Raw genomic sequence first — 26,482 nt, forward strand, 5'->3', positions numbered from 1 at the left:
TGGCGTTATTTTTATTTTTCTAAAATTTGCTTAAATGGTTAGTATTTAAATAAATTAACCTGATTATTAAGTTGCTTAGAAATGCCACGTAATTCTTCAGACAGTTTTTGAGAATTTTCAGCTTGATTTGACATTTGGTCAGAGACATCATTGGCTGATTGTATGTTCATACTAACTTCATCTGTCACCGTTCTTTGCTCTGCTGCTGCATTAGATATTTGTGTTGCCATGTCTGAAATCTGCATTATTGATATGGAAATTTCTTCTAGAGCTTGAGTTGCATTATTCGCATCATCAACACTTGATTGAGCAAAGACTTTACTTTCATCCATGCTTTGAACTGCATTTGCGGTATTACGCTGTAAAGTTTCAATCATATGTCTGATTTCATCAGTTGAGCTATGAGTTCTTTGCGATAACACTCGAACTTCATCAGCAACAACGGCAAAGCCTCGACCTTGATCACCAGCTCGTGCTGCTTCAATGGCGGCATTTAAAGCGAGGAGGTTGGTCTGCTCTGCAATATCTCTGATAGTAGAAAGAATAGTATTAATGTCTTGTGCATTTTTATCTAACTCTTGGATAATCCCTGAGGCATTGTCCACTTGAGAGGCTAGGTTAGTGATTGATTGCTGATTACGCATGATCACTTGTTTACCTTGTTCACAATTCTCAGTTGAGCTGACTGCAGAATCTGCCGTCATTTGTGCATTATTCGCGACTTCTTGAGCTGTTGCTGACATTTCATGAACAGCCGTCGCTATTTGAGAGATTTCATTTAATTGAATCGCTAATCCATCGCTAGTTTGGCGCGCTACTTTTGTACTTACTTTTGATTGTGAATCAAGTTCTGAAGATGAGGTTGCAATGTCTTTTACAATGGTCTGTAGTTTTTCTACAAAGCCGTTGACATGAGTAGCCAAGATTCCAATCTCATCTTTTGATTCTACAGTAATGCGTTGAGTTAAATCACCGTTACCATTTGATAAGTCTTTCATTGCTTTGCTTAATATATTGAGAGGAGCTAACGCTTTCTGAATTAAATACATAGCAAGGGCAGCAATGATGGCAATTTGTAATAATGTCATCAATGTAGAATCACGCAATACATCACGAACTGAGCCAAAGGCTTGTTGTTTATCAACGACAACAATAAAGTACCAATCTGTTTGAGGTACTTTGGCAGCGGTTAAGAAAGCTTCGTTACCATTAACCAAAGTTTCACTTTGAGAGTTAGTCCTTGCTAATTGCTGAATTTTATTTAATGAAAATTCATTACCAAGCGCAGAAACCGATTTCATCGCCATATTTCTATCAGGATGAGCAACAAAATTACCGTTACCATCAATAAGAAAGGCAGATACGCCATCTTGGTTTATTGCTAAAATATCATCAACAAGAGATTGAATGCTTACATCTGCACCAACAACGCCATGGTGACCATTAATATTGAATGCTTTAGCAATAGTTACCACTAAATCGCCATTACCAGCATCAACGTAAGGACTTGTTACAATAGCATTTGAAGTTGATGATGCTTCTTGGTACCAGCCCCGTTGACGAGGATCATAATCTGAAGGAACAGGGTTATCGGAGTTACTTTGGATAAAATCACCAGTATCTAACCCTGCGTAATTAATAATAAAGTGTCCAGCTCTTTGGGATTGATTTAAGTAATCAACAGGCGCGTCAGAGTGAGTAAAAGAACGGGTTGATGCTTCTACAATACTTATTCTTCCATTTATCCATTTTTCAAGACCTGACACACTTGTTTTGGTAAGTGCCGTTGAAAATTGATTCACAGAGCGATAGGTTTCCGCAAGCAGTTGACGTCCAGTCATTACTGTTTGAATCGACGCCATAATTAAAATGACAGTCACAAACATAAGTGTAAGTTTGTTTTTAATTGAGATATTTTTCAACATATTAAAACCACTAATTAATCCTTTAATAACGAACAACGTAATGTTGTCCAATGCTTTTATTTTTACTAAGTATGTGTAGGTAATTGATCAACTTACATTAGAAAGTAAATCGTGCAGTCATCATCATTTGACCACCATAAACACCATTGAACTTAGCTTCAGCGCCCACTGATAATTGTTCGGTTGAGTGGAAGCGGAAATGAACACTGCCAATGTCTTTACTTACGTCACTATTAAATAGTTGACCGTATTGAGCACCTACTTCAATTTGCTGCATTAGCCATAATCTAAAGCCAATATTAATTTCAGTAAGCATCTCATCACCGAATTTATCACTGCTGTTGTCTTTTACATTATGAAGAAGTAGTTGACCGTAAATATCGGAAAATTCATTAATTGGGCCATTAAAACCGATACCACCAGCCACATCCCAATCACCCGAAAATTCAGTATCTACTTTAGCTACAAGGTGAGAGTTTTCTGTGAATTGTTGGTTAACTTGCACACCATAGGTACCAGGACTTGTACCGATACGAGCTTCAAAAAAACTATAAGGGAAATTGTTCGCCATTGCCGTTGAAGATGTCAGCGCTGTCGCTAAAAGAAGGGCTTTTTTGATGTACTTAGTTGATTCCATAACGTAGTTAACCTGATATTCATGAATTTTATCTATGAAAAAGCCTGCAATAAGCAGGCCAGATTATCTATTGATTGTTTATTTTATAGTGCTTGTAAGCGATCTACTTCGATTTCTGGGGTATTTCCACCTTCATACTCACCAAAAATACGAACGTTAGTGGTTTCATTAATTGCAGTTGGTAGAGAAATATCATCATCTAATTCAATTTGAATTTCATTGGTCCCGTCAGAGAATAGGTATTTATCTTTACGAATATGGCGAATAATTCGCCCATCAATTGTTGCATCTTGCTCTGCAAACATACTTGTATCTTTTAGTAACTCAGCAATAGTAGTTGTAGTTACTGGGCCTGTGTAATTAAGTTTAGCGTGTTTTTGGTTGTGATCGCCATTATCAGCTAAAGCGATGGTTGGAGATAAGATTAGGGCCGCTGTAATTGCAATAATTGTCTTTTTCATAATAATTCCTTAATTCGATAGTTAGGTAATGCTGTGTGCTTTGCTTCAATAGGGCTATTAAAACAAAGGTAGGCTGAATCTATCGTGATTAATATATTCATATTCTATTCATCTAGAGATCAGTTGTAAGACAAAGAAATTAAGAGCGGGGATAATTAGCCTCTCAACTGAGAACAATGTTAATATCACCAGACTGATGTACAACGAAATTAGATGGAATTATGAAGGCTTTATCTCCGTTAATGGTTCAAGGAACCACTTCTGATGCCGGTAAAACGGTGCTTGTGGCAGGCTTATGCCGAGTACTGGCAAATAAAGGGATCCAAGTTGCCCCTTTTAAACCTCAAAATATGGCATTGAATAGTGCAGTAACAGAAGACGGCGGTGAAATAGGTCGAGCTCAGGCTTTGCAAGCAGATGCCGCAAGAGTAAAGCCTCACGTTCATATGAATCCTATCTTATTAAAACCAAATACAGATATTGGTGCACAGGTTATTGTTCAAGGTAAAGCGATTGAGACCATGGATGCATGGGGATTTCAAGACTATAAAAAATTAGCAATGCCTTATGTTTTGGAATCTTTTTCTTACCTGATGGATAATTATCAATGTGTGGTTGTTGAAGGTGCAGGAAGTCCCGCTGAGATTAATTTACGTGAAAACGATATAGCGAATATGGGCTTTGCTGAGGCCGCTGATGTTCCGGTTATTATTGTTGCTGACATTGACCGTGGTGGTGTATTTGCCCATTTATATGGCACGTTAGCTTTATTATCTGAATCAGAACAAGCACGAGTAAAAGGGTTTGTGATTAACCGCTTTCGTGGTGATATCTCTTTACTTGTTCCCGGTCTTGAATGGCTAGAAGAAAAAACAGGTAAACCAGTATTAGGCGTTATCCCTTATTTGCATGGGCTAAATCTAGAAGCAGAAGATGCAATTAAGAGTGAGCAACAAGAGAAAGGTAAGTTTGTTGTAAAAGTGCCAGTCGTGACTCGAATGAGTAACCATACTGATTTTGACCCATTGCGTTTACATCCAGAAATAGATCTTCAATTTGTTGGTAAAGGTCAATCTCTATCAGGAGCCGATTTTATTATCCTTCCTGGCAGTAAATCAGTGCAAGCCGACTTAAATTATCTTAAATCGCAAGGTTGGGATAAAGATATTGAAAGACATCTTCGTTTTGGTGGCAATGTTATGGGGATCTGTGGCGGCTATCAAATGTTAGGTGAGCGTCTTTCTGATCCTCTAGGTCTTGAAGGTGAAGCATCATCTATTGATGGTTTAGGTTATTTACCTATTTCAACGGAGTTGAAGAAAAAGAAGCAATTAACTCTTGTTGAGGGTGAATTAACTTTGCCAAAGCAAGCACCAATTAAAGTATCGGGTTATGAAATTCATGCCGGAGTAAGTACTGACTCAGTAAAAAATGCATCGCCAATTGTGATTAATAATGAACAATCAATAAGACGTGATGGTACAGTAAATGAAGAAGGGTCGATCTTTGGCACTTATTTACATGGTATTTTTGATGAGCCGCAAGCGTTTGAAGCTATTTTGGCTTGGGCTGGTTTAAAAGAGAATGAAGCGATTGATATGAACGCAATCCAAGAAGAGGCGATTGAACGCATTGCCGAGTCTATTGAAGAAAGTTTAGATTTATCTCAACTATGGCCAACTTTATTTGAAAAGAAAGCTGCATATTAAGGACTGAATGAATATGTCTCGAATTACGTTATTTTTTGTACTGCTGTTTAGCTCTTTGTCTGTATCAGCAAATGTTACTGTGTATGCTGCATCATCACTAACTAATGTGATGAACGATATTGTGGATGCGTATCAGGATGAAACGGGTGAAAGAGTTCGTGTGAGCTATGCTGGGTCTTCGTCACTTGCTCGACAGATTGCTAACGGTGCGCCAGCTGATATTTATCTTTCAGCAAATACGAAATGGATGGACTATTTGATTGAAGAAGATCAAATTGAAGCTGGAAGTAAAGTCGATCTATTACGCAACACTCTGGTTTTAATTGCTTCGAGAAGCACACCAAAAGAAAATACATGGCAGTGGTTTATCGGACAAAAAGGCTTCCGCATAGCGATGGCAGATCCAAGGCATGTACCTGCGGGTATTTATGGTAAGCAGAGTTTAGAAAAACAGTTTCGTTGGCCTGAAGTGAAAGATCATATTGCTTCCGGTAATAATGTTCGTTCTGCATTACTGTTTGTTGAGCGTGATGAGGCACCGTTGGGCATTGTGTATAAAACGGATGCATTACTGTCAAAAAATGTCACGGTAGTTGAAGAGTTTCCTGAGGATTCTCATGATCCTATTGTTTATCCAATGGCTATAATTAAAAATAAAAAATCAGGTCAAGTAACCGATTTTTATCAATATTTATTGTCAGAGAAAGCGAAAAACACATTTACTTCTTACGGGTTTACAACAATTTAATGATATTGACGGATTACGAAGTAGACGCTTTATTACTTAGCCTAAAGATTGCAGGTATCGCCGTTAGTTTTTCTTTACCTATTGGAATTTTGCTTGCGTGGGTACTTGCTCGTTGTGAGTTCAAAGGAAAAGCCGTATTAGATGGATTAATTCATCTGCCCTTAGTGTTACCACCTGTCGTTATTGGTTATTTGTTGCTTATCTCTATGGGGCGACAAGGTATTATTGGCAAATGGTTATATGAGTTATTTGGTTTAACCTTTAGCTTTAATTGGAAAGGGGCTGCGTTGGCCTCTGCGATTGTAGCGTTGCCATTAATGGTTCGAGCGATTCGTCTTGCTTTAGAATCAGTCGACCAAAAATTAGAACAGGCGGCAAGAACACTCGGCGCTTCACGCACCAAAGTATTCTCTACTATCACGCTTCCTTTAATGTTACCTGGTATTTTAACGGGAGCAGTATTGGCTTTTGCTCGTAGTTTAGGGGAGTTTGGTGCAACCATTAGTTTTGTTTCTAATATTGAAGGCGAAACCCGAACGCTTCCATTGGCCATGTTTAGCTATATTGAAATCCCAGGAGCTGAAATGGAAGCGGCGCGTTTATGCGTTATTTCTATTGTTGTGGCATTAATCTCTTTGTTACTCTCTGAATGGTTAGCAAGAGCAAGTAAGAAAAGGTTAGTGGGATAAATGTTAGTTATTGATATTCAAAAGCAATTAGGTGATTTGGCGTTAAGTGTTCAGCTGTCTCTCCCATCTTCAGGTATTAGTGCCGTTTTTGGTCGTTCAGGTGCAGGTAAATCCTCACTTGCTAATCTAATCAGCGGATTAACATCACCAGATAAAGGGCGAATTTCACTTAATAGTACCGTATTATTTGATTCAGATAAGAAGGTTTCATTACCGCCAGAGCAGCGGCATATTGGTTATGTTTTTCAAGATGCGCGTTTATTTCCTCACTATAAAGTTGAAGGTAATTTACTTTATGGTTGCGAGGGGAAAAGAACTAAACATTTTAATGATGTTGTGAAGTTACTTGATATTGAACCTTTGCTGCAACGCTACCCGCATTCATTATCCGGTGGAGAAAAACAGAGAGTCGCGATTGGACGTGCAATTCTTTCTGAGCCGGCATTACTTATCATGGATGAACCATTAGCCTCTTTGGATTTACCAAGAAAACATGAAGTAATGCCTTATTTAGAAAGGTTAGCAAAAGAGATCCAAACGCCAATTATTTATGTGTCACACAGTTTAGATGAAATCTTACGATTAGCAGATCACATGGTTCTGCTTAATGAAGGTTCAGTAAGTCTGTCTGGGGATATTACTTCAGTTTGGAGCTCTCCATTAATGCGGCCTTGGTTAAATGCGTCAGAGCATTCAGCCTTGTTAGAAGGGACGATAACAGAGTTGCATCCAGAGCACCCGATGACATTGGTGACTCTAAAAAACGCGCAGCAAGGCATTTGGGTCAAGTCACCGTGTGATTGCACGGAGAAAGGACAAAACATTCGTTTACGTATTCGAGCAAACGACGTGTCGTTGATTAAACAACAACCAGAGTTGAGCTCTATTCGAAATATCCTTCCTGTTGTTATAGACAGTTTAAGTGAGGATAAAGAGAACGATGTGGTGGCGGTGAAATTAAACTTATCGGGACACGTGTTGTGGGCAAACATCACTCGTTGGGCAAAAGACGAGTTGGCGTTAGCGCCTGGGCAACAATGGTTTGCACAAATTAAGGGCGTAAGTGTGACTCAATCTGACTTATGCCCTAAATAATGATATTTAAAATATAAGCCCCATAAAGGAAGTAAACATGAAGTACCAATGGATATTATTTGATGCCGATGAAACCTTATTTCATTTTGATGCGTTTGCAGGTTTGCAACGTATGTTTGAAGGTTACGGTATTAGCTTTAGTAAAGAACAATTTATTGAATATCAGTTAGTGAATAAACCGCTGTGGGTGCAATATCAAGATAATGAAATTACTGCACAACAACTGCAAGAAATCCGTTTTGAGTATTGGGCTAACGAGGTTGGTGTAACACCAAAAGCAATGAATACGGCTTTTATGATGGCAATGGCAGAGATCTGCACGCCATTAGATGGTGCTAAAGCGCTGCTTGATTCATTATTAGTAAGTAATGTGAAAATGGGAATTATCACTAATGGCTTTACTGAATTGCAAAAGATCCGTTTGGAAAAAACAGGGTTTAGTCATTACTTTGAATTGATTACGATTTCAGAGCAAGTGGGTGTAGCTAAACCGGATAAACGTATTTTTGAACATACTTTTTCTATGATGGGTGAGATTGAATTATCAAACATATTAATGGTTGGTGATAACCCTGATTCAGATGTTCTTGGTGGAATGAATGCCGGTATTGATACATGCTGGCTAAATGCAAGCCAACAAGCATGTCCTGAAGGTGTTGAACCAACATATACCGTTAAGACACTTAATGATTTGCAAGAACTGCTACATAGTGCTTAGAAGTCTTTTTATGCAGTAAATTTGCTGTGCTGCTATTATAAAAAAGCCTCATTGTTTATTATAACAATGAGGCTTTTTTGTATCACTTGACCAGAAATATTATTCTTCTGATGGTGTTACTTGTTCTGTGTTTTCAGACTCTACCGTTACTTGCTCTGCTTCAAGTGCCATTTTTTCACGATCAGCTTTACTGATGTATTTGGGCTTGTTATGCGAACGGCTGTTTTTAGTTTGGGTTCTGCGGTGTTTCTTTAAAAGAGTCTCTTTAACTTTGTTTTTACGGCTCATTGTATTACCACATTAGATCATCAGGAATAACGAATTCCGCATACGGGTCGTCTTCATCCTGTGCATCTTCCGCTATTACGTTGTTAAGCACAACAACTGATTCATCACGTAAGGTAATCTTATCAGCAACACCAGCAGGAACAATTTCATAATCGTCGTTGAAATGAACAATCGCTAGGCGACCTGCAACCAATTGAGTTTGCATTGTTTTATCAACATACATTTTTTTGACTAGCGTACCATCGGTAAAGTTATAACCAATGTCACCATGAGTACGATCAAGTTTATTTGCTGTGATCAATTGTTTGATTTGAGCTGTTAATTCTTTTTGATCTTTCTCGGCTTTGTGTTTCAAGCTTAGTTCTTTGTCTTTTTCAGCTTGAGCTGCTTTGTTCAATTCAACGGCCGCTTTTGCTTCACGATTTTGAACACGAGATTTTTTTGAAGCTTTTTTTGCTTTTGCTACTTTCTTTTGGTTCACTAACCCAGCTTTTAGCATTTGCTCTTGTAAGCTTAGTGCCATAAATAATTCCTAATAATAACGATGTCGAATTCCGACGATTATCCCATGAGTTGTATGGGATTTAAAGGACAATAGAGAGAAGTAAAGATGAAAACACCTTGTATTGCGGCTTGTAAAAACGAAGGCGGTATCTGTATTGGCTGTAAACGTACAATCACTGAAATAATTGAGTGGAAATCAATGACGGATATTCAGAGAGAAAACGTGATGGATCGATTATCAGGAAAAACATCCACTCATACTTGTCCAGAATGTGAACAACCAGCCCAATGTGATATCAAAATGGGCAAAGAGACGTGCTGGTGTTTTGAGGTTGAAACTCGTGATGTAGGTATCATTTCTGAGAACTCAGAGTGTTTATGTCAGCATTGTTTATCAAAGAAACCGATAGCGTAGTTTTTACGTGCTACTTTATAAAATAAGCTGCTAAAATTGATGTAGATCAATTAGTAAAGTTACCAAGTTGACCTATCCTTTAGGGGTATTTAACATTATTAACAATTTTCACATAAAATTAATTTGTCACAAATGTTAATATTTTTATACATTATTTTTCAATTAAATACATCTCTGGATGAACGCAAAAAACTAGTAGATAAAAGGGTTTATCTTGAAAATTTAATTGAAGCACTATTTGTGAGGGATTAAAATCTATGTCAGATAGGTTCGACAACTTGTTAACATTTTCTATATTTATAAAGTAGAAAGATAACTAGGAATAAAATTATGAGCAATGCAATAAAGCAAAACGATGGAGCTGAACGTTCATCTGAATGGAAAGCCTTTTTCTTCATCACAGTTGTTCTTTTCCCAATTCTAAGTGTGGGTGTGGTTGGTGCGTACGGTTTTTCTGTGTGGTTAATGCAGGCACTGTTTTTTGGTATGCCAGGTCACGGTGGTTAATTCTTTTTAAGAATCCTGCTGCTACAACAAATTAGAATTAGATAAAAAGAGAAGCAATTATGATGTCATTACTTAAAAGAGCTTGGGCGGTTTTTGCTCGTCCGAGTGTACATATCAGCTTGGGTGTTTTAACCCTTGGTGGTTTCATCGCAGGTGTTATTTTCTGGGGTGGCTTTAACGTTGCGTTAGAAGCAACAAATACAGAAGAATTCTGTGTTAGCTGTCACGCAGATAACATCCAACCTGAATACGCAGGAACTATTCACGATAAAAACCGTTCAGGTGTTCGTGCTACTTGTCCTGACTGTCACGTTCCACATGAATGGACTTCTAAAATTGCTCGTAAGATGCAAGCAAGTAAAGAAGTATTTGCTCACGTATTTGGTTTTATCGATACGCCTGAGAAATTTGAAGAGCGTCGTATCGTTTTAGCCCAGCATGAATGGGACCGTTTTAGCGCAAACAAATCTCTTGAATGTCGTAACTGTCATGACTATGACGGAATGGATTTCTCTAAAATGCAACCAACGGCTCGTATTCAAATGCAAGGCGCGAAAGAACGTGACCAAAGTTGTGTAGATTGTCATAAAGGTATTGCTCATAGTCTTCCTGCAAACATGGATAGCTCTGGCGGCATGGTGAGTGAATTAACTCAACTAGCAGGCAACACTAAATATGAAGACGGTCAAACTTATGTTTCTGTTCGTCACCTTCCTATGTATGAAGATGCGAAACTGACTGTTGAAGCGGGTCTATTAAACCCTGCCTCTCAAGTAACTGTACTTGAAGAGAAAGGCGATGCAATGAAAGTTGCTATTGAAGGCTGGCGTAAAGTTAAAGGTTTCGGTCGTGTTATCCAAGAAGATTTTGGTATGAACATTGCGGTTGGTGCTTTACTTAAAGATGCAGCTCAAAACGATAAATTTGTTCAGAAATTTGAAACGAAAGAAGATGACCTAACCGGTCTACCTTGGCAGCGTGTGACTGTAAGTTTATGGATGAAGAAAGAAGATTTCTTACCTGACTACACGACAGTTTGGCAGAAAGCGGAAGAGTCATACAAAACTAACTGTTCTGTATGTCACACTCAACCAGCAGAAGCACACTTCGATTCTAACACATGGCCTGGTATGTTTGACGGTATGATGGCATTCGTTAACTTCGATACAGACAGCAAATCACTTGTATTGAAATACCTACAAAAACACTCTTCAGATTTTTCTGACGAAAAACACTAAGAATTAATGGAGTAGATAGAATTATGTCTATTAGCAGAAGAAGTTTTCTAAAAGGTGTTGCAACAACAAGTGCAGTATCTTTAGTAGGTCCAAGCCTACTAATGTCTTCAAAAGCAAACGCCGCTGAAACTACTGGCACATGGCGTATGTCTGGCTCACACTGGGGTGCGTTCCGTGCGCACATCTATGGTGGCAAAGTACAAGAAATTAAAGCGCTAGAAATGGATAAGCATCCAACAGATATGTTGAATGGTATCAAAGGGATTATTTACAGCCCAAGCCGTGTTCGTTACCCAATGGTACGTCTAGACTGGCTGAAAAAGCATAAGTACTCAGCAGAGACTCGTGGTAACAACCGTTTTGTTCGTGTAACTTGGGATGAAGCGTTAGATTTATTCTACCGTGAGCTTGAGCGTGTTCAAAAAGACTACGGTCCATGGGCGCTTCATGCAGGTCAAACAGGTTGGAACCAAACAGGTTCTTTCCACAACTGTACTGCTCAAATGCAACGTGCTGTTGGTATGCATGGTAACTTCATCAAGAAAGTAGGTGACTACTCGACGGGTGCAGGTCAAACAATCATGCCTTACGTTCTTGGTTCTACAGAAGTATACGCACAAGGTACTTCTTGGTCTGAGATCATCGAGCATTCAGATAACATTATCTTATGGGCAACGGATCCAGTTAAAAACCTACAAGTAGGTTGGAACTGTGAGACTCATGAATCTTATGCTTACCTTGAGAAGCTAAAAGAAAAAGTGGCAGCAGGTAAAGTAAATGTACTTTCTGTTGACCCAGTGAAAAACAAAACACAGCGTTTCTTACAAAACGACCACATGTATTTGAATCCACAAACTGATGTGGCGTTCATGTTGGCTGTGGCTTACACGTTATACACTGAGAACTTGTACGACAAAGCATTCATTGATACCTACTGCCTAGGCTTTGACGAGTTTATGCAATACGTGCTTGGTGAAACTAAAGATAAAGTAGTTAAAACTCCTGAGTGGGCTGCTGAGATCTGTGGCGTATCACCTGAGCAAATTCGTGAGTTCGCGAAAATGATGGCAACTGGTCGTACACAAATCCTATTTGGATGGTGTATTCAGCGTCAACAACACGGTGAGCAACCATACTGGATGGGTACGGTTCTATCTGCAATGACTGGTCAAATCGGTCTTGCTGGTGGTGGTGTATCTTACAGCCACCACTACTCAAGTGTTGGTGTTCCTTCTACTGGTTTTGCAGGCCCTGGTGGTTTCCCTCGTAACGTAGACCAAGGTCATGAGCCTAAGTGGAATAACAACGACTTCAATGGTTACAGCAATACTATTCCTGTAGCGCGTTGGATTGACTGTCTATTAGAACCAGGTAAAGAAATCCGTTATAACGGTAATAAAGTTGTATTACCTGATTTCAAAATGATGGTTATTTCTGGTAACAACCCTTGGCATCACCACCAAGATCGTAACCGTATGAAGCAAGCGTTCCAAAAACTTCAAACGGTTGTAACGATTGATTTTGCTTGGACAGCAACATGTCGCTTCTCTGATATCGTACTTCCAGCATGTACGCAATGGGAACGTAACGATATTGACCAATATGGTTCATACTCTGCGCGTGGCTTAATTGCAATGCACAAGCTTGTAGATCCTCTATACCAATCAAGATCTGATTTTGAGATCATGACTGAACTGACACGTCGTTTTGGCCGTCATAAAGAATATACTCGCGGTATGGATGAGATGGAGTGGGTTCGTTCACTTTATGCTGAATGTCGCACAGCAAACGAAGGCAAATTTGATATGCCTGAATTTGATGTATTCTGGGAAAAAGGCGTTCTAGACTTCGGTGAAGGTAAACCATGGGTTCGTCACGCTGACTTCCGTAAAGATCCTGAAGTTAATGCACTAGGTACACCTTCTGGTTTCATTGAAATCACAAGCCGTAAGATTGCGCGCTTTGGTTATGAAGAGTGTCAAGGACACCCAATGTGGTTCGAGAAATCTGAACGTTCACATGGCGGTCCTGGTTCTAAAGAACACCCATTCTGGATGCAATCTTGTCACCCTGACAAGCGTCTGCATTCACAAATGTGTGAGTCTGAAGAGTTCCGTGCAACTTACGCTGTTCAAGGTCGTGAGCCTGTATACATTAACCCTCTGGATGCTAAAGAAAAAGGCATTAAGAGTGGCGATCTAGTTCGCGTATTTAATGGTCGTGGTCAGCTTCTTGCTGGTGCAGTTCTTACTGATAGTTACCCTCGTGGTGTTATCCGTATCGAAGAAGGTGCATGGTACGGTCCATTGAATGAAAAAGTGGGCGCAATCTGTACTTATGGCGATCCAAATACACTGACGCAAGATATTCCATCATCTGAGCTTGCTCAGGCGACATCTGCGAATACATGTTTAGTTAACTTTGAGAAATTCAAAGGTAAAGTTCCACCAGTAACTTCGTTCGGTGGTCCAATTATTATTGAATAAGACAATAAAAGTTAATTAATTAAAAAAGCACCTATATTTAGGTGCTTTTTTTATATATATCATTCATATTTTAACGGCCAATTATCATAAAATTCTATTATATTCAGGTATATATATTTAGTATTTTTATGACTCATTATTTTTATCAAAACTCCTACTATTTTGCTATGAGAATCTCAATATCTGTATTATTCTCTCGCCGAAAATTTCACACAGGTGAAATGCTTAGAGTAGAGCCAGAATGCTGCAAAAATCACTAATAAATCTAAAAACAAAATACCAAATTTTAGTTCCAGTTTTAGCAACTATCATTGTTATGATGATCGCTATATTTTTAGTTAATGAAAAATTAGAATCAACAAATCGTAATGTACAAATCTCAGAACACAGAAGTACTCAATTGAGTAATGTCTCTGTTGCTGAATCACGCCTGCTTTTCTTAAGATTAAGCGTTTCTGCAAGCTTTACTGATCTTGGGTTATTAAAAACGATAGATTTTGATGGGATCTCATCAGAGTTGCGTTCAAATTTCACAAGCATGGTTGAGCAACAACGAATCCTTCAAGAGCTTGGTGCGGCTGCTAAATCCCCTGATGTTTTACAACAAGAAGTGGATGAAATTTTATCTCAAATTAACGAGTATAAAAAACTAGCAAATAATATTGTTCAAAATAATGATACCAAAGTTGAAGAATGGGGGAACTCTATTTATTTGACGACGCCAATTCAACAGGCAAGTGAACTAATATCGGCATCAAGTGTAAGTGAAGAAGCGAAAGCTTATTGGGATAAGGTATTACCAGAGGTATATAACAGCGCTGGTAGTATTGAAATTCAAATGACGTCTTTATTTAATGAAGATTTATATACTTCAGTAAGCAAATCTTCAAGAATTGATATTGTTAATCGAGAATTTGAAACGCTAGCTAATCTTATTGCTCCTTTAGAACACGATGGCGCAAAAAAAGTAATGGCAGATGCATTTAAATCTCAATCAGATATGAATGCCATTCTATGGGATGCAACTACAAGTATTAACCAATATAAACAAGAAATGGTTAAACTTGGTAGCAACATTTATGAAGAGCTAAATAAAGAAAAAGAACGCTTGTCATCAATGAACCAGAAAATTTCATTAATGAACATGAATTTGATTTCAGAAAGTCAAAACTTACTGTTTATTTCGATAGCGGTTACCGTAATCGTGTCATTGATTATTGGTGTAATTATTGCTCAAATTGTTACTAAGCCTATCTTGATTCTTCAAGAGCAAATGTCTGATATTTCAAATGGTCGTTTAGATTCGTTAAATAACCAATCAAACGAAAATGAAATTGGTGAACTGTGTAAAAACACAGACAGTACTGTTATTCGTCTGCAAGAAATGATCAGTAGCCTGCGTAATGTTGGCGAGGAAGTGTCTTCTTCTTCAACTGAATTAGCGGCAATAATGGTACAAAGTGAAGCCAACGCTTCTGATCAAAAATCACAAGTTGATTTAATCGCTGCTGCGATCACAGAATTAGCAGCTTCTGCAAATCAGGTAGATGAATCTGCAAATCAAGCGGATATGAAAGCAAGAGAAGTACTTGGAATGAGTCGTGACGGTGCTAAATCAGCATCTGAAGGAGTTAAGTTAAGTAAAGATCTGGCTGTTCAAATGGACGGTACATCAAGCGAAGTGATGATTCTTAAAGATCAGACAGATCGTATTAGTGAAGTTATTACTGTTATCGACTCTATCTCAGAGCAAACAAACTTATTAGCATTAAATGCGGCTATTGAAGCTGCACGTGCAGGTGAGAGTGGTCGAGGCTTTGCTGTAGTTGCTGATGAAGTGCGTGTTCTTGCTGCTAAAACACAGCAATCAACACAAAATATTCAGAACATTATTAATGACTTACAACAGAAGTCATTAAATGTGGTTGATGCTGTAAATCAGTCGATTGAGATGATTCATAAAACTGCTCAAATGAGCATTGATACGAACAATCAGCTATTAAATATTTCAGATTCGATAGAATCAATTTCTCAGACAAACTCAGAAATGGCAACTGCCGCGAATGAGCAAAACAGAGCCATTGAATCTATCAGCGAAAACGTTAATGTCATCACTGAAAGTATCAATCAGAACGTTGAAGGCATTAGAGAGTCAACTCAAGCCAGTCAACATCTATCTGAATTATCAGAGAACCAAAGAGAACAGCTGTTGTTTTTCAAACTATAAGCTATAAGTAATAAACAATTAAAGAGGTGGGTATGCAAATACCTGCCTCTGTTTCTTCTTACTTTCCTCGCCTAAACTCTCGCCTTTTCTCTGTTAGTATTGATTGTCTCCTTAATCGTAGTATTCTATGTAAATTACAGCGTTAACTGGTTGAGTTAGCGTGGAAAGTAATACCAATGCCAGTAATTAGGCGATCTATTTAGCTAGTAATAATGAACAGATAATTACTAGAATTGGTATAACAATAGGAAGTACATGATGAACCCATTATTTTTCTTATGTGGACAAGAAGCCATTCCTGTCCAAACTGATTTAGTTTATGAGTTACAGAGCGATCAAATTAGCATGCGCTTTGCTGGTATTCATAATTCCCCTATTAATGATCATTTCCTAGTCTTACAATTTCCGACTCAACTTGAGCATGATGCTAAAATTTTAGGCGATGGCTTTCAAATGCTAGCTCAAACAGCGGGTCAAGTTGATGCACCTAAAGACGTTGGTCGCTGCCCTGATAATAATTCAAGCTATCGTTTATACCCTGAAAATGCGAAGAAACGATTCTATAACTATTTAGTTGTTGAGCAATCAGATGGTTTTACTTTGTTTGGTTTTACCTCGTGCTATCGCTTTGCAGGATACTTTGAAATCCATGAATACCAAGGTGATATGAATGTGATGGCTTTTCTTGATGGTGAACATACACGACCACAAGATTGGGCAAGTAACCAAATGGAAGCAATCACAGTTGTTAGTGCTGATTCCCTTGCTGAGCTTTATGAGCTTTATGCCGTGAAAATTCAAGAACAACATCCAATTAGACCGGGGGTTAAGCATAATGCACCAGTAGGGTGGTGTTCTTGGTATGCATACTATGCAGAGGTTACCGAAAAGAATGTACTCGATAACGTAGAAGTGATGTGTACAGAGCAACAAGATTTTGAATGGGTGCTATTAGATGATGGTTATCAAGCATTCATGGGAGATTGGTTAACACCATCAGAGAAATTCCCAAACGGCATTAAAGCATTACTTAAAGAGATTAAAGATAAAGGTAAGAAGCCTGCTATTTGGATCGCTCCATTTATTGCTCAGCCTGAATCTGAGTTATTTAAAAACCACCCAGATTGGTTTGTACGCCATGATAACGGTCGTTTACTAAAAGCTGAAGACGTAACGTATGGGGGTTGGCGTTGCACTCCTTGGTACATCCTGGACACTTCAAAACCGGAAGTTCAGAGACACCTAACTGATGTGATTCATACCATGGAAGAAGAGTGGGGTGTTGAGCTGTTTAAATTGGATGCAAACTTTTGGGGGTGTTTAAAAGGACATCGAGTTCAATCCGGAATTACAGGTATAGAAGCCTATCGCCTAGGTATGCAGGCTATTATTAATGGGGCAGGAGAAGCCTTAATTCTTGGCTGTAATGCACCAATGTGGCCATCTCTTGGACTTGTTGATGCAATGCGAATCTCAGATGATGTTGAACGTAACCCTGAACGCTTTGAACAGATCGCCAAAGAGACATTTTATCGTAGTTGGCAACATCGTAAGCTGTGGCAAATAGACCCTGATTGTTTAACGTTAACGTCTTTGTCGAATCAAGGTACGGAAAGAAAATATTATGAGTTTCATCGAAATGTCATTCTTGCCTCTGGAGGACTCGCATTATCGGGCGATCCATTACCTGAGTTAAATCATTTTGCCAAAAAGACATGGAAGAACTTGCTTTCACGCCTGCGATTAACTCAAGATTCTGCACAATTTAAATCGTTATCAAATCGTCATTGTACTTTACGACTAAATCATCAGCATGAGCTTCATTGTGTATTTAATTATGATGATGAACCGATGGAGCATACATTAGTCGCTGATCAGCCATCAATTTGGCGTGATTTTTGGACTGGTGAACAGTTAAATGAAGAACCAATGCAAATGTTATTGCTTACATTAGAGAATGGGTTAAGTAGCCGAGCTATTTTGGTTTCTAATTAAACGTTCTCATATAATTTGAAATTAAGGGTGTTATTTCCAATGTCAGGAATTAGCATCCTTTTTTTATAAAAAGATCTAAAATATCCAAGAATATCGTGATTTAAAGTCATGAAATATAGAGGTTAATTTTTATTATCACGTTTTTTGTCATTTGAAATTAATAATACGGGTTCATATACTTCAACGCCATTTCCAATGAACAGGTTTACAAAGTAGTTTATGAGCAGCATTAATCGTTTTTTATTAAATATCCCCCTAAGATTTCAGATCCTTTTTCCCCCGCTATTTGCCATTATTGTCATGATTGCATCAATGATGATTATTTCCTCTGCAATGAATCAATCGGTAAATAATTCTGAGGTATTGAATGTACGTTTAAAGGAAATGACTTACTTATCTAGTGGAGAGATGAAGATCCTTGAAATATTTAGTGAAGTAAATCGTTCATTATCTAACCCAGAAGCATTGAAAAATATTGACCAATCAATTTTTAATAAGATGCAGAGTATTAATCAAGACTTTAGTGATATAGCAACAGAGCACGAGAAAATTAAGAATGAAAAGCATACAACACAGCAATTAATCACTGATTTAAGTTACATCACTGATTTATTAAAACGTATTGCTTTTATTATTAAAGACAACCAAAAAATTTCAGATGAAATGCAAATGTCTTGGTCTAAATTACCTTATTTAAGCGATTCTATTGAGCTATTAAGTAAACAAGGAAAAGGTTCAAATATTGTTACACATCAGCATGAATGGTTAGAAATAGAGGAGGCTTTATATTCTTCATCAGAAGTGCTTCAAATGAAGTTAAGCTCTCTCTACAACTTTAACAGTAGTGAAGGGGATAATGATATTATTCGTGAAGAGTTTAAAAAGTTTAATGTAAATATCTCAAAGCTCAATGAAAGTGAATCTAAAATGATCATTAAGCAAAGAATTGACCATCTATATTCAATATATACTCTTTTTTCAAACTTAAGAGCAAACTTAGATAACAATACAAACGAACTGTATAACCTTGAAAACGATATTAATTTAGTAATAAAAACACAAGTATCTCGAATTAATACAATCAGTCGAAATTTATCAAAAGACAGTATTGAGCTTATCTTCTCGAGTAAAAAACTGATAATGATGTCGATGATTTGCTTTACGTTATTGACGATGTTAATCACTTGGATAACGATAAAAACAATTGTAAATCCAATCAGAGTTTTAAAAAACCAGATTGAGTCACTTTCTCAAGGCGAATTAAACAACCTTAATTCTTTAACTGGAAGTAATGAGATTGCAGACCTATGCCAGAATACCGATAAGACAGTGAATCATTTGCATAAAATCGTTGAAGTATTGAGAGGCGTTGCTTCTGAAGTATCTTCATCATCATCAAATTTAAATGTATTAATGAGCGTTAATGAAAAAAACATCTTAGAAGAAAAATGTCAGATTGATCTTATTGCGGCGGCAATTACGGAGTTATCAGCAGCTGCAACTCAAGTTGATCATGTTGCAATGAATGCGGATGAAAGAGCTAAAGAAGTACTTAATTTAAGCCGTTCTGGAGCTGAAACTGCATCTATTAGTAGTCAGTTAAGTCAAGAGTTAGTGAATCAAATGGGGTTGACAGCAAAAGAAGTTGAATCATTGAAAGTCCAATCAGAGCAGATAAGTGAAGTTATCACTGTTATTGATTCTATTTCGGATCAAACCAATCTACTGGCACTTAATGCTGCAATAGAAGCGGCTAGGGCTGGAGAGAGTGGCAGAGGTTTTGCCGTTGTTGCGGATGAAGTAAGAATGTTGGCTGCAAAAACACAGCAATCGACATTAACGATTCAAGAAGTCATTGATCGTTTACAAAATACGTCCAATGATGTGGTTGAGTCTGTTTCTAAATCAATTGAGATTATTAATGAAACACAGGAAATGACAGATAAAACAAATAGTCAATTAGTTGATATATCAAGAGAAATAGAAGAAATTACTCGTTCAAATACCGAAGTGGCAACAGCTGCCAATGAACAAAATCAAGCCATTATGTCTATTAGTGAAAGTATTAATTTAATGACAGAAAGTATCAACGATAATATTAATGAAATGAATAATATCAGCTCTAACGCAGATGCTTTATCTGAGCTTTCTGTATCACAAGAGAATCAATTAAAATTCTTTTCATTATAAACCCAAGCATTAGAGGTATTTATGAGTCGTAAAGAAACGATAGAGAGTAAAGGGAAATACTCATTATGCACCAAAGGATTAACTCCTGAAGAGAAAACTTTTATTAATGAGATCTTTAATATGAAGACCGTAATAATAACGAATGAACTTAATCAGTCGATAAGAAAGTCTCTTTTATAAAGATGTAAATAATTAATAGTTCTCGTTTACGATAAATGAAAATCCTTCATTTTCGTTGTAAGCGAGGCTATAAGTATCATCGATAATATAGAAGTGCATATAATTATATTTTTTTAATTTTTTGAAGCGCAAGGGAAATATTTTTAACTTTGCAGTTTCTTGAATATACCCATTTTGGATAAGGCTGTCTTGGTCATCTGAGTTAACGAATTCGGCGATTAAAGACGATTTATTAAAATTTACCGTTACATCGCTGTAGTTCGTATAGTTCCCATTGTAACCAGATTCGCTAATATTAATTGACCTATTCACATTGTACTTTTCATGAGACGTTTCTTTAAAGTAAAAGCTATAAGAGACCTTAGCTTGATAGGATTCTTCTTTTATTGAAGATACACTTATATTGCTTTGTAGATTAAAGAACCCATAAGTATCTGAATTATTTATTAATCTTTTTCTTTTCTTTATTTTTACGCTAATAACGTCACTAATAATATTGGTGTAGTTTTCATTTTCACTATCTAGCATTATGAATGTATTAAATGAGTTATTGCATATATCGTCAACAACTAAGCAAGTTGATATTGAAAGGTATTTTTTTTCTTTATTGAAGAAATAAAGATAATCAGGATTAAATTCAATGCCGTTCAAATCAATGTGTTCAGAGGTTGAAAGCATATAAACATTCGTCTGAAGAGGGATGAGGCTTTGCTCTACTGGACCACGACTTTCTTTTTTGTAATAGATAATAAAAAGGACAGCGACAGAAAAAAATAAGAGAGGAAGTAATAGGTAGTAGCGTGATTTTTGAGTGACCGTTTTTAAACGATCACCTGATTTATAGCCTTTTTGTTTAATGGTATCGATGACGACAATATCGTATTTGAGAAACTTCTTCCTCAGTAACGAAATTGTTTGAGTAACAACACTGTTTGAAACAGAAGTGTCTTGCCAACACTCCTGATAAACATCATCTTTGGTATAGATCTTATTTGGGTTGCTATAAAGCAGAAATAATAGATTAGCTTCGTTAAGACTAAGCTTAATTTCATCACCATTTGTTTTTATGAGTACAGTTAAACTCTCATAATCAATGGTCATGTTTGTTGTTTCTATTATTTCTTTTTTATTCATAGGTGTTAATTAGCACTCAATTTTAGGTGTTGCGGCACTGATGCGTTGTTTTCTATCATGTGTAGGTGCATCAAAATGACTTGCTAGCAAACGTTGGGTAATAGAGTGTTGCGGGTTAGCAAAAATATCTTGAGTTACTCCTTTTTCTACAACCTCGCCTTCATGCATTACCATCACTTTATCAGTAATATGTTTTACCACTCCGATATGTTGTGACACATAAATAAATGAAATTGCCATCTCTTGCTGAAGTTCTAAAAACAAATTAATGATCTGAGAACGCATTGCCATATCTAGCCCATTCAATGCTTCATCAGCCACAATGATAGAAGGCTGCAATATTAATGCGCGAGCCAAACATACGCGTTGTTTTTGACCTGTAGCCAGCATTTGTGGGTAAAAGTAAGCATGTTCAGGTAATAAGCCAACACGCTGCAAAGTGTCTTTGACTCGTCGCTCTCGGGCTTCTGGTGACATGCTGGTATTACGCTTCAATGGACCTTCTAAAATTCGACCAATTTGAATTCGAGGGTTTAACGAAGAGTTAGGATCTTGAAAAATCATACGAATAAGCTTACAACGAGTTTTAAAATCTTTGTAATCGAGAACTTCGCCATTCACTTTTATGATTCCAGAAGTTGGTTCTACAACGCCTGCTAGCATACGTGCTAAAGTGGATTTTCCTGAGCCGTTAGCGCCAATAAACCCTAATGTTTGACCTGCTTCTAAAGAAAAACTAACAGGCTTTACCGCCTCTTTAATTTGTTTACGAAACAAGCCTGTACGAAATACGTAGTCTTTTTTAAGATCAGTAACTTCAAGAAGCGCAGTCATTTTTCTTCTCCTCAAAATTTAATGGGAAATGGCAGCTAAATTTATGGTCTTTCACTTTTCGACCTTCAGGAACTTGAACACATTTTCGTTGAGCGTAAGGGCAACGAGGGCCTAAACGACACCCAATAGGTAAATGTTGTAGTGGCGGAATGGTTCCCGGCAACGATTCTAGTTTGGCTTTATGAGGGATCCCATCTTTACTAAAATCAGGCATCGCGCGTAATAATGCATTGGTGTAAGGGTGCTTTGGTGCCTCAAGGATCTCTTTACGACCAGCCGATTCAACCGATTGACCGCAATACATGACGGTAATTCTATCAACCCACTGGGTTAAGGTGATTAAATCATGACTAATCAACAGAATTGTTGTGTTGTTAACCTGATTCATACGGCTTAATAAGCGGAATATTTGTGATTGTGTCACCGCATCCAATTCATCGGTTGGTTCATCAGCAATCAAAATGCGTGGTTTATTGGCAATCGCCATAGCGATCATTACTTTTTGACACTCACCATCAGTAAGTTCATAAGGGTAGCATTTCAGAATGCGTTTATGATCTTTAATCCCCACTTTATGAAGCAATGCAATTGCACCTTTTGTTCGCCAATTCCAACGTTGCCACCAATTACCAGTAAAATATTTAGAAGGGATCGCTTCTTTTAGTTGGTTACCAACTTGTTCTGATGGATCAAGACAGGTTGATGGCTCTTGGAAGATCATTGCCATTTCACGACCAATAACACGGCGTCGTTCTTTTGGAGATAAAGCAAGTAGGTCAATATTACCTAAGCGCATCCTGTCTGCGCTTATCTTCCAGTTATCCTTAGTGATCCCTAAAATCGCTTTTGCAACTAGAGATTTACCTGAGCCGGATTCGCCTACCAAACCACGAATCTCCCCCTCATTAAGGGTCAAACTCATGCGGTCTACCGCTTTTACCATTCCTTGAGGGGTTTCTAACTCAATGGTTAAGTGGCGAATGTCTAATAATGGCATTATTCTGTCCCCGCATTTAATGCGCGTTGAATCCCATCACCAACTAAGTTAATGATAATCACAGTGAAAGTAATGATGATACCCGGCAGCGTTACTGTCCAAGGAGCAATGTAAATAAGTTCGATTGAGTCACCTAAAATCGCTCCCCATTCAGGGCTTGGGGCTTGTGCACCTAATCCAAGAAAACCTAATGCGGTAATGTCTAAAATCGCTACAGAAAGAGCCAAAGTCATTTCAGCGACAATAATAGTTAAAATATTCGGTAATACTGAGTTCCATAATAAATAGAAATCGTTTGCCCCGTCTAAACGAGCCGCTAGAATGTAATCTTTCTCTATTTCACTATGTACTGCGGTATACACAGCTCGAATAAAACGAGGAATAAGAGCAAGCCAGATCGCTAATAAAATATTGAACTCGCCGAAGCCTAAAAATGCCACAAAGATAATCGCAAGCAATAGTGAAGGGATCGATAAAATAGTGTCCAGCAGATGATTCAAGATGCTTGATAATAAGCCTTTTGTCATGCCTGCAAAAATACCAATAACACAACCCACAAAGCCAGAAAGGAGGGCGACGATAACGGCATACCCAAAAGTAAGCTGTGAACCAATAAGCAGGCGAGACAAAATATCACGGCCTAAATCATCAGTACCTAAGAAAAAGGCAACGTCACCTTCAGAGTTCCAAGATGGTGGCATTAATAGATTTTCAGATTGCCATTGCGGATCATACGGACTCAACCATGGAGAAAAAATGGTAATGATAATGATCAATAATAGACACCAAAACCCAAACATTGCTAATGAATTAGCACGGTAACTCAACCAGAAACGCTCCATTTGAGTAGGGATGTGTTCTTCTTGATAAACGCTATTTGAGAGCATAGAACTCTTTCCTTACTAACGGGTTTACAGCTGCACCTAATAAATCCGATAAGATATTAGCTAACAAAATAAATGAAGCTACAGTAATTACGCCTGCTTGGATCGCCACAAAGTCTTGATTAATAATTGCATCAAGTAACCAACGTCCGACCCCTGGCCAGTTAAAAATCGATTCAGTTAAGATTGCAGCGGTAAACAACCCTGATAACTGAATACCAAGTTTTGGAATGATTGGAGGAAGAGCATTACGGATAATATGCTTTACCATGATCTCAAATTTAGATAAGCCCTTAGTATGGGCGACTTTAATGTAGTTTTGAGTAATTACTGTTGAAACGGAAGAACGCATTAAACGGATTACTTCGGTCATAGGTGCAATAGACAATACTAGTGTAGGTAAGATTAAATGCTGAATAATATTTTCTAGCATTTCTGCACGATAAGGAGACTTAGATGCCAATACATCGATAAATACGAACCCAGTTTTGGCGTCGAATTCATACAATAAACTATAACGGCCAGAGACAGGAGTAACGCCTAAATTTAAACTGAAAAACATCAATAGTATTAATGCGATCCAGAACAATGGCATTGAATATCCCAATAATGCAATAGAAGAAACAATGGTATCTGTTGGTTTACCTTGGCGCATACCAGCAATAGTACCAATTGGCGTACCAATGATTAGAGCAATGAAAAAGGCAAAGAAGCACAGCTCAATAGTGGCTGGGAAAACACGCAAAATTTCATCAAGCATGTTTACGCCATATTGATTAACACCGAGATTCCCATTTGCTAATTCACCTAAATAGGTCAGCCAACCTGAGAAAAAAGAGGTTTGAGACCATATTGATGTTGGGTCAAGACGCAAGATATTGAAGCCGATTAAAGTCAGTATCAATAGCGTAATAATGAATAAATTAAAACGTCGAATTGTATAAATCCACATTATTCCGCCTCCTTAATTCTAACTACGTCATGGAAAGAATAGGTGTTAAATGGACTCAAAGTAAACCCTTTTAATGAAGCCTGATTTGCTTGGTATTTAACACCATGAGCAAGAGGAATAATTGGTAACTCTTCGTTCAATAAATTTTGAAGTTGGCGATAAATATTGATGCGATAACGAGGTTGATTGGTTTCTTTTGCAAGATCCAATAACAAATCAAATTCTTCATTACACCAATTAGCAACGCCAAACCCTGCCTGTTTTGCATTACAAGAAAGTAGGGGTCTTAGCATGGAGTCAGGGTCTGAGCTGTTAGCATTCCACCCCGTAAGAACTAAATCAATGTCATGATCAATCAGTTCATTACGACTTAATAAATCACTGGTGATAAGTGTTAAATTAATGCCAATTTTAGAAAAGTCACTCTGTATGATTTCAGCTGATTTTTTAGGGCTAGGATTATAAGAGTTATTGTCCAAAGGAACCCACATTGTCAATTCGAGAGGTGTTTTTATTCCGGCCTCTCGTAACAAACCTTTCGCATAGTTTAAATCATAGCGGATAAAAGAACTGTCATTACCATAAGCCCATGATGCAGGAGGAAGAATTGATTTCGCTTCGATGCCTGAATTGTAATAAACCGAGTTAATTAAGCTTGAACGGTCTATTGATAAATTGAGAGCTTGGCGAATACGCGCATCTTGCAGTAATGGTTTTTGTGTATTCACAGCAATAAAGGCGACATTCGTTGCGGTTTGTGAATACAGAGTTAAGTCATCATTCTCAATAATAACAGGAAGTTGGCTCGAAATTGGATTTACTACAACATCACATTCTTGACGTAGTAATTTAGCAAGAGATCCTGTTCCTCTGCTTGAAATATCAAACACTACTTGCGACATTTTGGCAGGACCCTGCCAGTAGCCATCGTGCCTCTTTAAACGAACTAATTCACTTTTTTGGAATTGATCAAGTTTGAATGGTCCTGTGCCAACAGGCTTAATGTCTATTAATTCTTTCTCATCGATAGAAGCGAGTTTTTGAGAATATTCTAATGAATGAATAACCGCGTATGAAGTTGCAAGAGCAGACAAAAATGTATTATCAGGCGAAGACAGAACAAATTGAACGGTATGTTTATCAATGGCCTTAACGGATTCAACCATATGAGAAAAATTAATACTATCAAACCAAGGGTAATGCCCTGTATTTACTGCATGATAAGGATTTTCTGGATTAAGAATACGATCGAAGCTGAATACGACGTCATTTGCATCCATAGATCTTGTTGGAGTAAAGAGTTCGGTTGAATGAAAAGCAACATCAGGCTGTAATGTGAAAGTATAAACCGTACCTGTCTTATCTACTTGCCAAGATTTGGCTAAATTAGATGAAGGTAATTGTGAAATTGGATCAATGATTAATAATCGGTCATAAATTTGAGCACTAATGGCTTCAAGAATACTATTTTCATCAGAAATCTGTGGATTAAAAAATTCCACACTTCCTGATTCACAATAGATGAATCCTGTTTCCTGAATAGTCTGTTTGATCCCCGCATCATAACAACCAGCAAGATTAAACAATCCCGTGGCAGCGATGAGTATGCGCGTAATAATCTTCATAATGACCGCAGCTTTTATCAATTTTAATTAATGAACCTGTCATT

At 37.6% G+C, this 26,482-nt stretch carries 24 protein-coding genes; 13 read left to right on the forward strand and 11 right to left on the reverse strand.

Annotated features, from left to right (window positions below; translation table 11 throughout):
- Positions 1-38 precede the first annotated feature (38 nt).
- The 3 genes from BTO23_RS13445 to BTO23_RS13455 all read right to left on the reverse strand — a co-directional run bounded on the left by BTO23_RS13445 (position 39) and on the right by BTO23_RS13455 (position 3,023).
- Positions 39-1,925, reverse strand: coding sequence for a methyl-accepting chemotaxis protein (locus BTO23_RS13445; protein WP_060992245.1), 1,887 nt, complete (start codon positions 1,923-1,925; stop codon positions 39-41).
- Positions 1,926-2,022: 97 nt separating this feature from the next.
- Positions 2,023-2,562, reverse strand: coding sequence for a hypothetical protein (locus BTO23_RS13450; protein ID WP_060992246.1), 540 nt, complete (start codon positions 2,560-2,562; stop codon positions 2,023-2,025).
- Positions 2,563-2,645: 83 nt separating this feature from the next.
- Positions 2,646-3,023 carry a YgiW/YdeI family stress tolerance OB fold protein gene (locus tag BTO23_RS13455; RefSeq protein ID WP_060992247.1) on the reverse strand — a complete coding sequence of 126 codons (378 nt, stop codon included), beginning with the start codon at positions 3,021-3,023 and terminating at the stop codon, positions 2,646-2,648.
- A gap of 221 nt (positions 3,024-3,244) precedes the next feature.
- Between BTO23_RS13455 and BTO23_RS13460 the strand changes: the two genes are divergently transcribed.
- Genes BTO23_RS13460 through yjjG form a run of 5 tightly spaced genes read left to right on the forward strand, consistent with a single transcriptional unit; the run spans position 3,245 to position 7,982 of the window.
- Positions 3,245-4,732, forward strand: coding sequence for a cobyric acid synthase (locus BTO23_RS13460; RefSeq protein WP_060992248.1), 1,488 nt, complete (start codon positions 3,245-3,247; stop codon positions 4,730-4,732).
- Between the two features lie 13 nt (positions 4,733-4,745).
- Positions 4,746-5,480 carry a molybdate ABC transporter substrate-binding protein gene (gene modA, locus BTO23_RS13465; RefSeq protein ID WP_060992249.1) on the forward strand — a complete coding sequence of 245 codons (735 nt, stop codon included), beginning with the start codon at positions 4,746-4,748 and terminating at the stop codon, positions 5,478-5,480.
- Positions 5,480-6,169 carry a molybdate ABC transporter permease subunit gene (gene modB, locus BTO23_RS13470; protein WP_061003746.1) on the forward strand — a complete coding sequence of 230 codons (690 nt, stop codon included), beginning with the start codon at positions 5,480-5,482 and terminating at the stop codon, positions 6,167-6,169. Before modA ends, modB begins: the two co-directional genes overlap by 1 nt.
- On the forward strand, positions 6,170-7,264 hold the full coding sequence (gene modC / locus BTO23_RS13475) for a molybdenum ABC transporter ATP-binding protein ModC (protein WP_061011898.1): 1,095 nt from the start codon (positions 6,170-6,172) through the stop codon (positions 7,262-7,264).
- A gap of 37 nt (positions 7,265-7,301) precedes the next feature.
- Positions 7,302-7,982, forward strand: a complete 681-nt coding sequence (yjjG, locus tag BTO23_RS13480) for a pyrimidine 5'-nucleotidase (protein ID WP_061003750.1) — start codon at positions 7,302-7,304, stop codon at positions 7,980-7,982.
- 99 nt (positions 7,983-8,081) lie between these two features.
- On the opposite strand, the gene BTO23_RS13485 is transcribed toward yjjG, so the two are convergent.
- Positions 8,082-8,270, reverse strand: a complete 189-nt coding sequence (locus tag BTO23_RS13485; RefSeq protein ID WP_060992253.1) for a DUF2986 domain-containing protein — start codon at positions 8,268-8,270, stop codon at positions 8,082-8,084.
- A gap of 4 nt (positions 8,271-8,274) precedes the next feature.
- Complete coding sequence (locus BTO23_RS13490; protein ID WP_060992254.1) at positions 8,275-8,793, reverse strand: DUF2058 domain-containing protein; 519 nt, start codon at positions 8,791-8,793, stop codon at positions 8,275-8,277.
- An 87-nt stretch (positions 8,794-8,880) separates the two neighbouring features.
- Between BTO23_RS13490 and BTO23_RS13495 the strand changes: the two genes are divergently transcribed.
- From BTO23_RS13495 to BTO23_RS21365, 8 genes are all read left to right on the forward strand, one after another.
- Positions 8,881-9,189: a cysteine-rich CWC family protein gene (locus BTO23_RS13495; RefSeq protein WP_061003752.1), complete on the forward strand. Its 309-nt coding sequence runs from the start codon at positions 8,881-8,883 to the stop codon at positions 9,187-9,189.
- A 330-nt stretch (positions 9,190-9,519) separates the two neighbouring features.
- On the forward strand, positions 9,520-9,696 hold the full coding sequence (gene torE, locus BTO23_RS13500) for a trimethylamine N-oxide reductase system protein TorE (protein ID WP_060992256.1): 177 nt from the start codon (positions 9,520-9,522) through the stop codon (positions 9,694-9,696).
- A 59-nt stretch (positions 9,697-9,755) separates the two neighbouring features.
- On the forward strand, positions 9,756-10,934 hold the full coding sequence (gene torC, locus BTO23_RS13505; RefSeq protein WP_060992257.1) for a pentaheme c-type cytochrome TorC: 1,179 nt from the start codon (positions 9,756-9,758) through the stop codon (positions 10,932-10,934).
- Positions 10,935-10,957: 23 nt separating this feature from the next.
- Positions 10,958-13,420: a trimethylamine-N-oxide reductase TorA gene (gene torA / locus BTO23_RS13510; RefSeq protein ID WP_061029579.1), complete on the forward strand. Its 2,463-nt coding sequence runs from the start codon at positions 10,958-10,960 to the stop codon at positions 13,418-13,420.
- Between the two features lie 241 nt (positions 13,421-13,661).
- Positions 13,662-15,647 carry a methyl-accepting chemotaxis protein gene (locus BTO23_RS13515; RefSeq protein WP_061003753.1) on the forward strand — a complete coding sequence of 662 codons (1,986 nt, stop codon included), beginning with the start codon at positions 13,662-13,664 and terminating at the stop codon, positions 15,645-15,647.
- A 255-nt stretch (positions 15,648-15,902) separates the two neighbouring features.
- Complete coding sequence (locus BTO23_RS13520) at positions 15,903-17,642, forward strand: glycoside hydrolase family 36 protein (RefSeq protein ID WP_105063767.1); 1,740 nt, start codon at positions 15,903-15,905, stop codon at positions 17,640-17,642.
- 219 nt (positions 17,643-17,861) lie between these two features.
- Positions 17,862-19,832 carry a methyl-accepting chemotaxis protein gene (locus tag BTO23_RS13525; RefSeq protein ID WP_061029575.1) on the forward strand — a complete coding sequence of 657 codons (1,971 nt, stop codon included), beginning with the start codon at positions 17,862-17,864 and terminating at the stop codon, positions 19,830-19,832.
- A gap of 21 nt (positions 19,833-19,853) precedes the next feature.
- Complete coding sequence (locus BTO23_RS21365) at positions 19,854-20,012, forward strand: hypothetical protein (protein ID WP_170066745.1); 159 nt, start codon at positions 19,854-19,856, stop codon at positions 20,010-20,012.
- Between the two features lie 12 nt (positions 20,013-20,024).
- Here BTO23_RS21365 and BTO23_RS13530 read toward each other — a convergent pair whose 3' ends face one another.
- From BTO23_RS13530 to sapA, 6 genes are read right to left on the reverse strand one after another with little or no spacing between them, the layout of a single operon-like run.
- Positions 20,025-21,146 carry a winged helix-turn-helix domain-containing protein gene (locus BTO23_RS13530; protein WP_105063768.1) on the reverse strand — a complete coding sequence of 374 codons (1,122 nt, stop codon included), beginning with the start codon at positions 21,144-21,146 and terminating at the stop codon, positions 20,025-20,027.
- A gap of 9 nt (positions 21,147-21,155) precedes the next feature.
- A complete protein-coding gene (locus BTO23_RS13535; protein ID WP_060992263.1) occupies positions 21,156-21,980 on the reverse strand; it encodes a peptide ABC transporter ATP-binding protein in 825 nt (274 codons plus the stop codon).
- Positions 21,964-22,977, reverse strand: a complete 1,014-nt coding sequence (locus BTO23_RS13540; RefSeq protein WP_060992264.1) for a peptide ABC transporter ATP-binding protein — start codon at positions 22,975-22,977, stop codon at positions 21,964-21,966. The genes BTO23_RS13535 and BTO23_RS13540 overlap by 17 nt, the downstream gene beginning before the upstream one ends.
- Entirely contained in the window at positions 22,977-23,864 is an 888-nt protein-coding gene (gene sapC / locus BTO23_RS13545; RefSeq protein WP_105063769.1) for a putrescine export ABC transporter permease SapC, read from the reverse strand. The genes BTO23_RS13540 and sapC overlap by 1 nt, the downstream gene beginning before the upstream one ends.
- On the reverse strand, positions 23,851-24,813 hold the full coding sequence (locus tag BTO23_RS13550; RefSeq protein WP_060992266.1) for an ABC transporter permease: 963 nt from the start codon (positions 24,811-24,813) through the stop codon (positions 23,851-23,853). Before BTO23_RS13550 ends, sapC begins: the two co-directional genes overlap by 14 nt.
- Positions 24,813-26,438, reverse strand: coding sequence for an ABC transporter substrate-binding protein SapA (sapA, locus tag BTO23_RS13555; protein ID WP_060992267.1), 1,626 nt, complete (start codon positions 26,436-26,438; stop codon positions 24,813-24,815). Before sapA ends, BTO23_RS13550 begins: the two co-directional genes overlap by 1 nt.
- Between the last annotated feature and the right edge of the window lie 44 nt (positions 26,439-26,482).

It is taken from the genome of Aliivibrio sifiae, from assembly GCF_002954715.1.
GTDB classification, from domain to species: domain Bacteria; phylum Pseudomonadota; class Gammaproteobacteria; order Enterobacterales; family Vibrionaceae; genus Aliivibrio; species Aliivibrio sifiae.

Excerpts from the sequence above, each read along its gene's own strand:
- BTO23_RS13445 (WP_060992245.1), bottom strand. The coding sequence starts at position 1,925 with ATGTTGAAAAATATCTCAATTAAAAACAAACTTACACTTATGTTTGTG.
- BTO23_RS13450 (WP_060992246.1), bottom strand. The coding sequence starts at position 2,562 with ATGGAATCAACTAAGTACATCAAAAAAGCCCTTCTTTTAGCGACAGCG.
- BTO23_RS13455 (WP_060992247.1), bottom strand. The coding sequence starts at position 3,023 with ATGAAAAAGACAATTATTGCAATTACAGCGGCCCTAATCTTATCTCCA.
- BTO23_RS13460 (WP_060992248.1), top strand. The coding sequence starts at position 3,245 with ATGAAGGCTTTATCTCCGTTAATGGTTCAAGGAACCACTTCTGATGCC.
- modA (WP_060992249.1), top strand. The coding sequence starts at position 4,746 with ATGTCTCGAATTACGTTATTTTTTGTACTGCTGTTTAGCTCTTTGTCT.
- modB (WP_061003746.1), top strand. The coding sequence starts at position 5,480 with ATGATATTGACGGATTACGAAGTAGACGCTTTATTACTTAGCCTAAAG.
- modC (WP_061011898.1), top strand. The coding sequence starts at position 6,170 with ATGTTAGTTATTGATATTCAAAAGCAATTAGGTGATTTGGCGTTAAGT.
- yjjG (WP_061003750.1), top strand. The coding sequence starts at position 7,302 with ATGAAGTACCAATGGATATTATTTGATGCCGATGAAACCTTATTTCAT.
- BTO23_RS13485 (WP_060992253.1), bottom strand. The coding sequence starts at position 8,270 with ATGAGCCGTAAAAACAAAGTTAAAGAGACTCTTTTAAAGAAACACCGC.
- BTO23_RS13490 (WP_060992254.1), bottom strand. The coding sequence starts at position 8,793 with ATGGCACTAAGCTTACAAGAGCAAATGCTAAAAGCTGGGTTAGTGAAC.
- BTO23_RS13495 (WP_061003752.1), top strand. The coding sequence starts at position 8,881 with ATGAAAACACCTTGTATTGCGGCTTGTAAAAACGAAGGCGGTATCTGT.
- torE (WP_060992256.1), top strand. The coding sequence starts at position 9,520 with ATGAGCAATGCAATAAAGCAAAACGATGGAGCTGAACGTTCATCTGAA.
- torC (WP_060992257.1), top strand. The coding sequence starts at position 9,756 with ATGATGTCATTACTTAAAAGAGCTTGGGCGGTTTTTGCTCGTCCGAGT.
- torA (WP_061029579.1), top strand. The coding sequence starts at position 10,958 with ATGTCTATTAGCAGAAGAAGTTTTCTAAAAGGTGTTGCAACAACAAGT.
- BTO23_RS13515 (WP_061003753.1), top strand. The coding sequence starts at position 13,662 with ATGCTGCAAAAATCACTAATAAATCTAAAAACAAAATACCAAATTTTA.
- BTO23_RS13520 (WP_105063767.1), top strand. The coding sequence starts at position 15,903 with ATGATGAACCCATTATTTTTCTTATGTGGACAAGAAGCCATTCCTGTC.
- BTO23_RS13525 (WP_061029575.1), top strand. The coding sequence starts at position 17,862 with ATGAGCAGCATTAATCGTTTTTTATTAAATATCCCCCTAAGATTTCAG.
- BTO23_RS21365 (WP_170066745.1), top strand. The coding sequence starts at position 19,854 with ATGAGTCGTAAAGAAACGATAGAGAGTAAAGGGAAATACTCATTATGC.
- BTO23_RS13530 (WP_105063768.1), bottom strand. The coding sequence starts at position 21,146 with ATGAATAAAAAAGAAATAATAGAAACAACAAACATGACCATTGATTAT.
- BTO23_RS13535 (WP_060992263.1), bottom strand. The coding sequence starts at position 21,980 with ATGACTGCGCTTCTTGAAGTTACTGATCTTAAAAAAGACTACGTATTT.
- BTO23_RS13540 (WP_060992264.1), bottom strand. The coding sequence starts at position 22,977 with ATGCCATTATTAGACATTCGCCACTTAACCATTGAGTTAGAAACCCCT.
- sapC (WP_105063769.1), bottom strand. The coding sequence starts at position 23,864 with ATGCTCTCAAATAGCGTTTATCAAGAAGAACACATCCCTACTCAAATG.
- BTO23_RS13550 (WP_060992266.1), bottom strand. The coding sequence starts at position 24,813 with ATGTGGATTTATACAATTCGACGTTTTAATTTATTCATTATTACGCTA.
- sapA (WP_060992267.1), bottom strand. The coding sequence starts at position 26,438 with ATGAAGATTATTACGCGCATACTCATCGCTGCCACGGGATTGTTTAAT.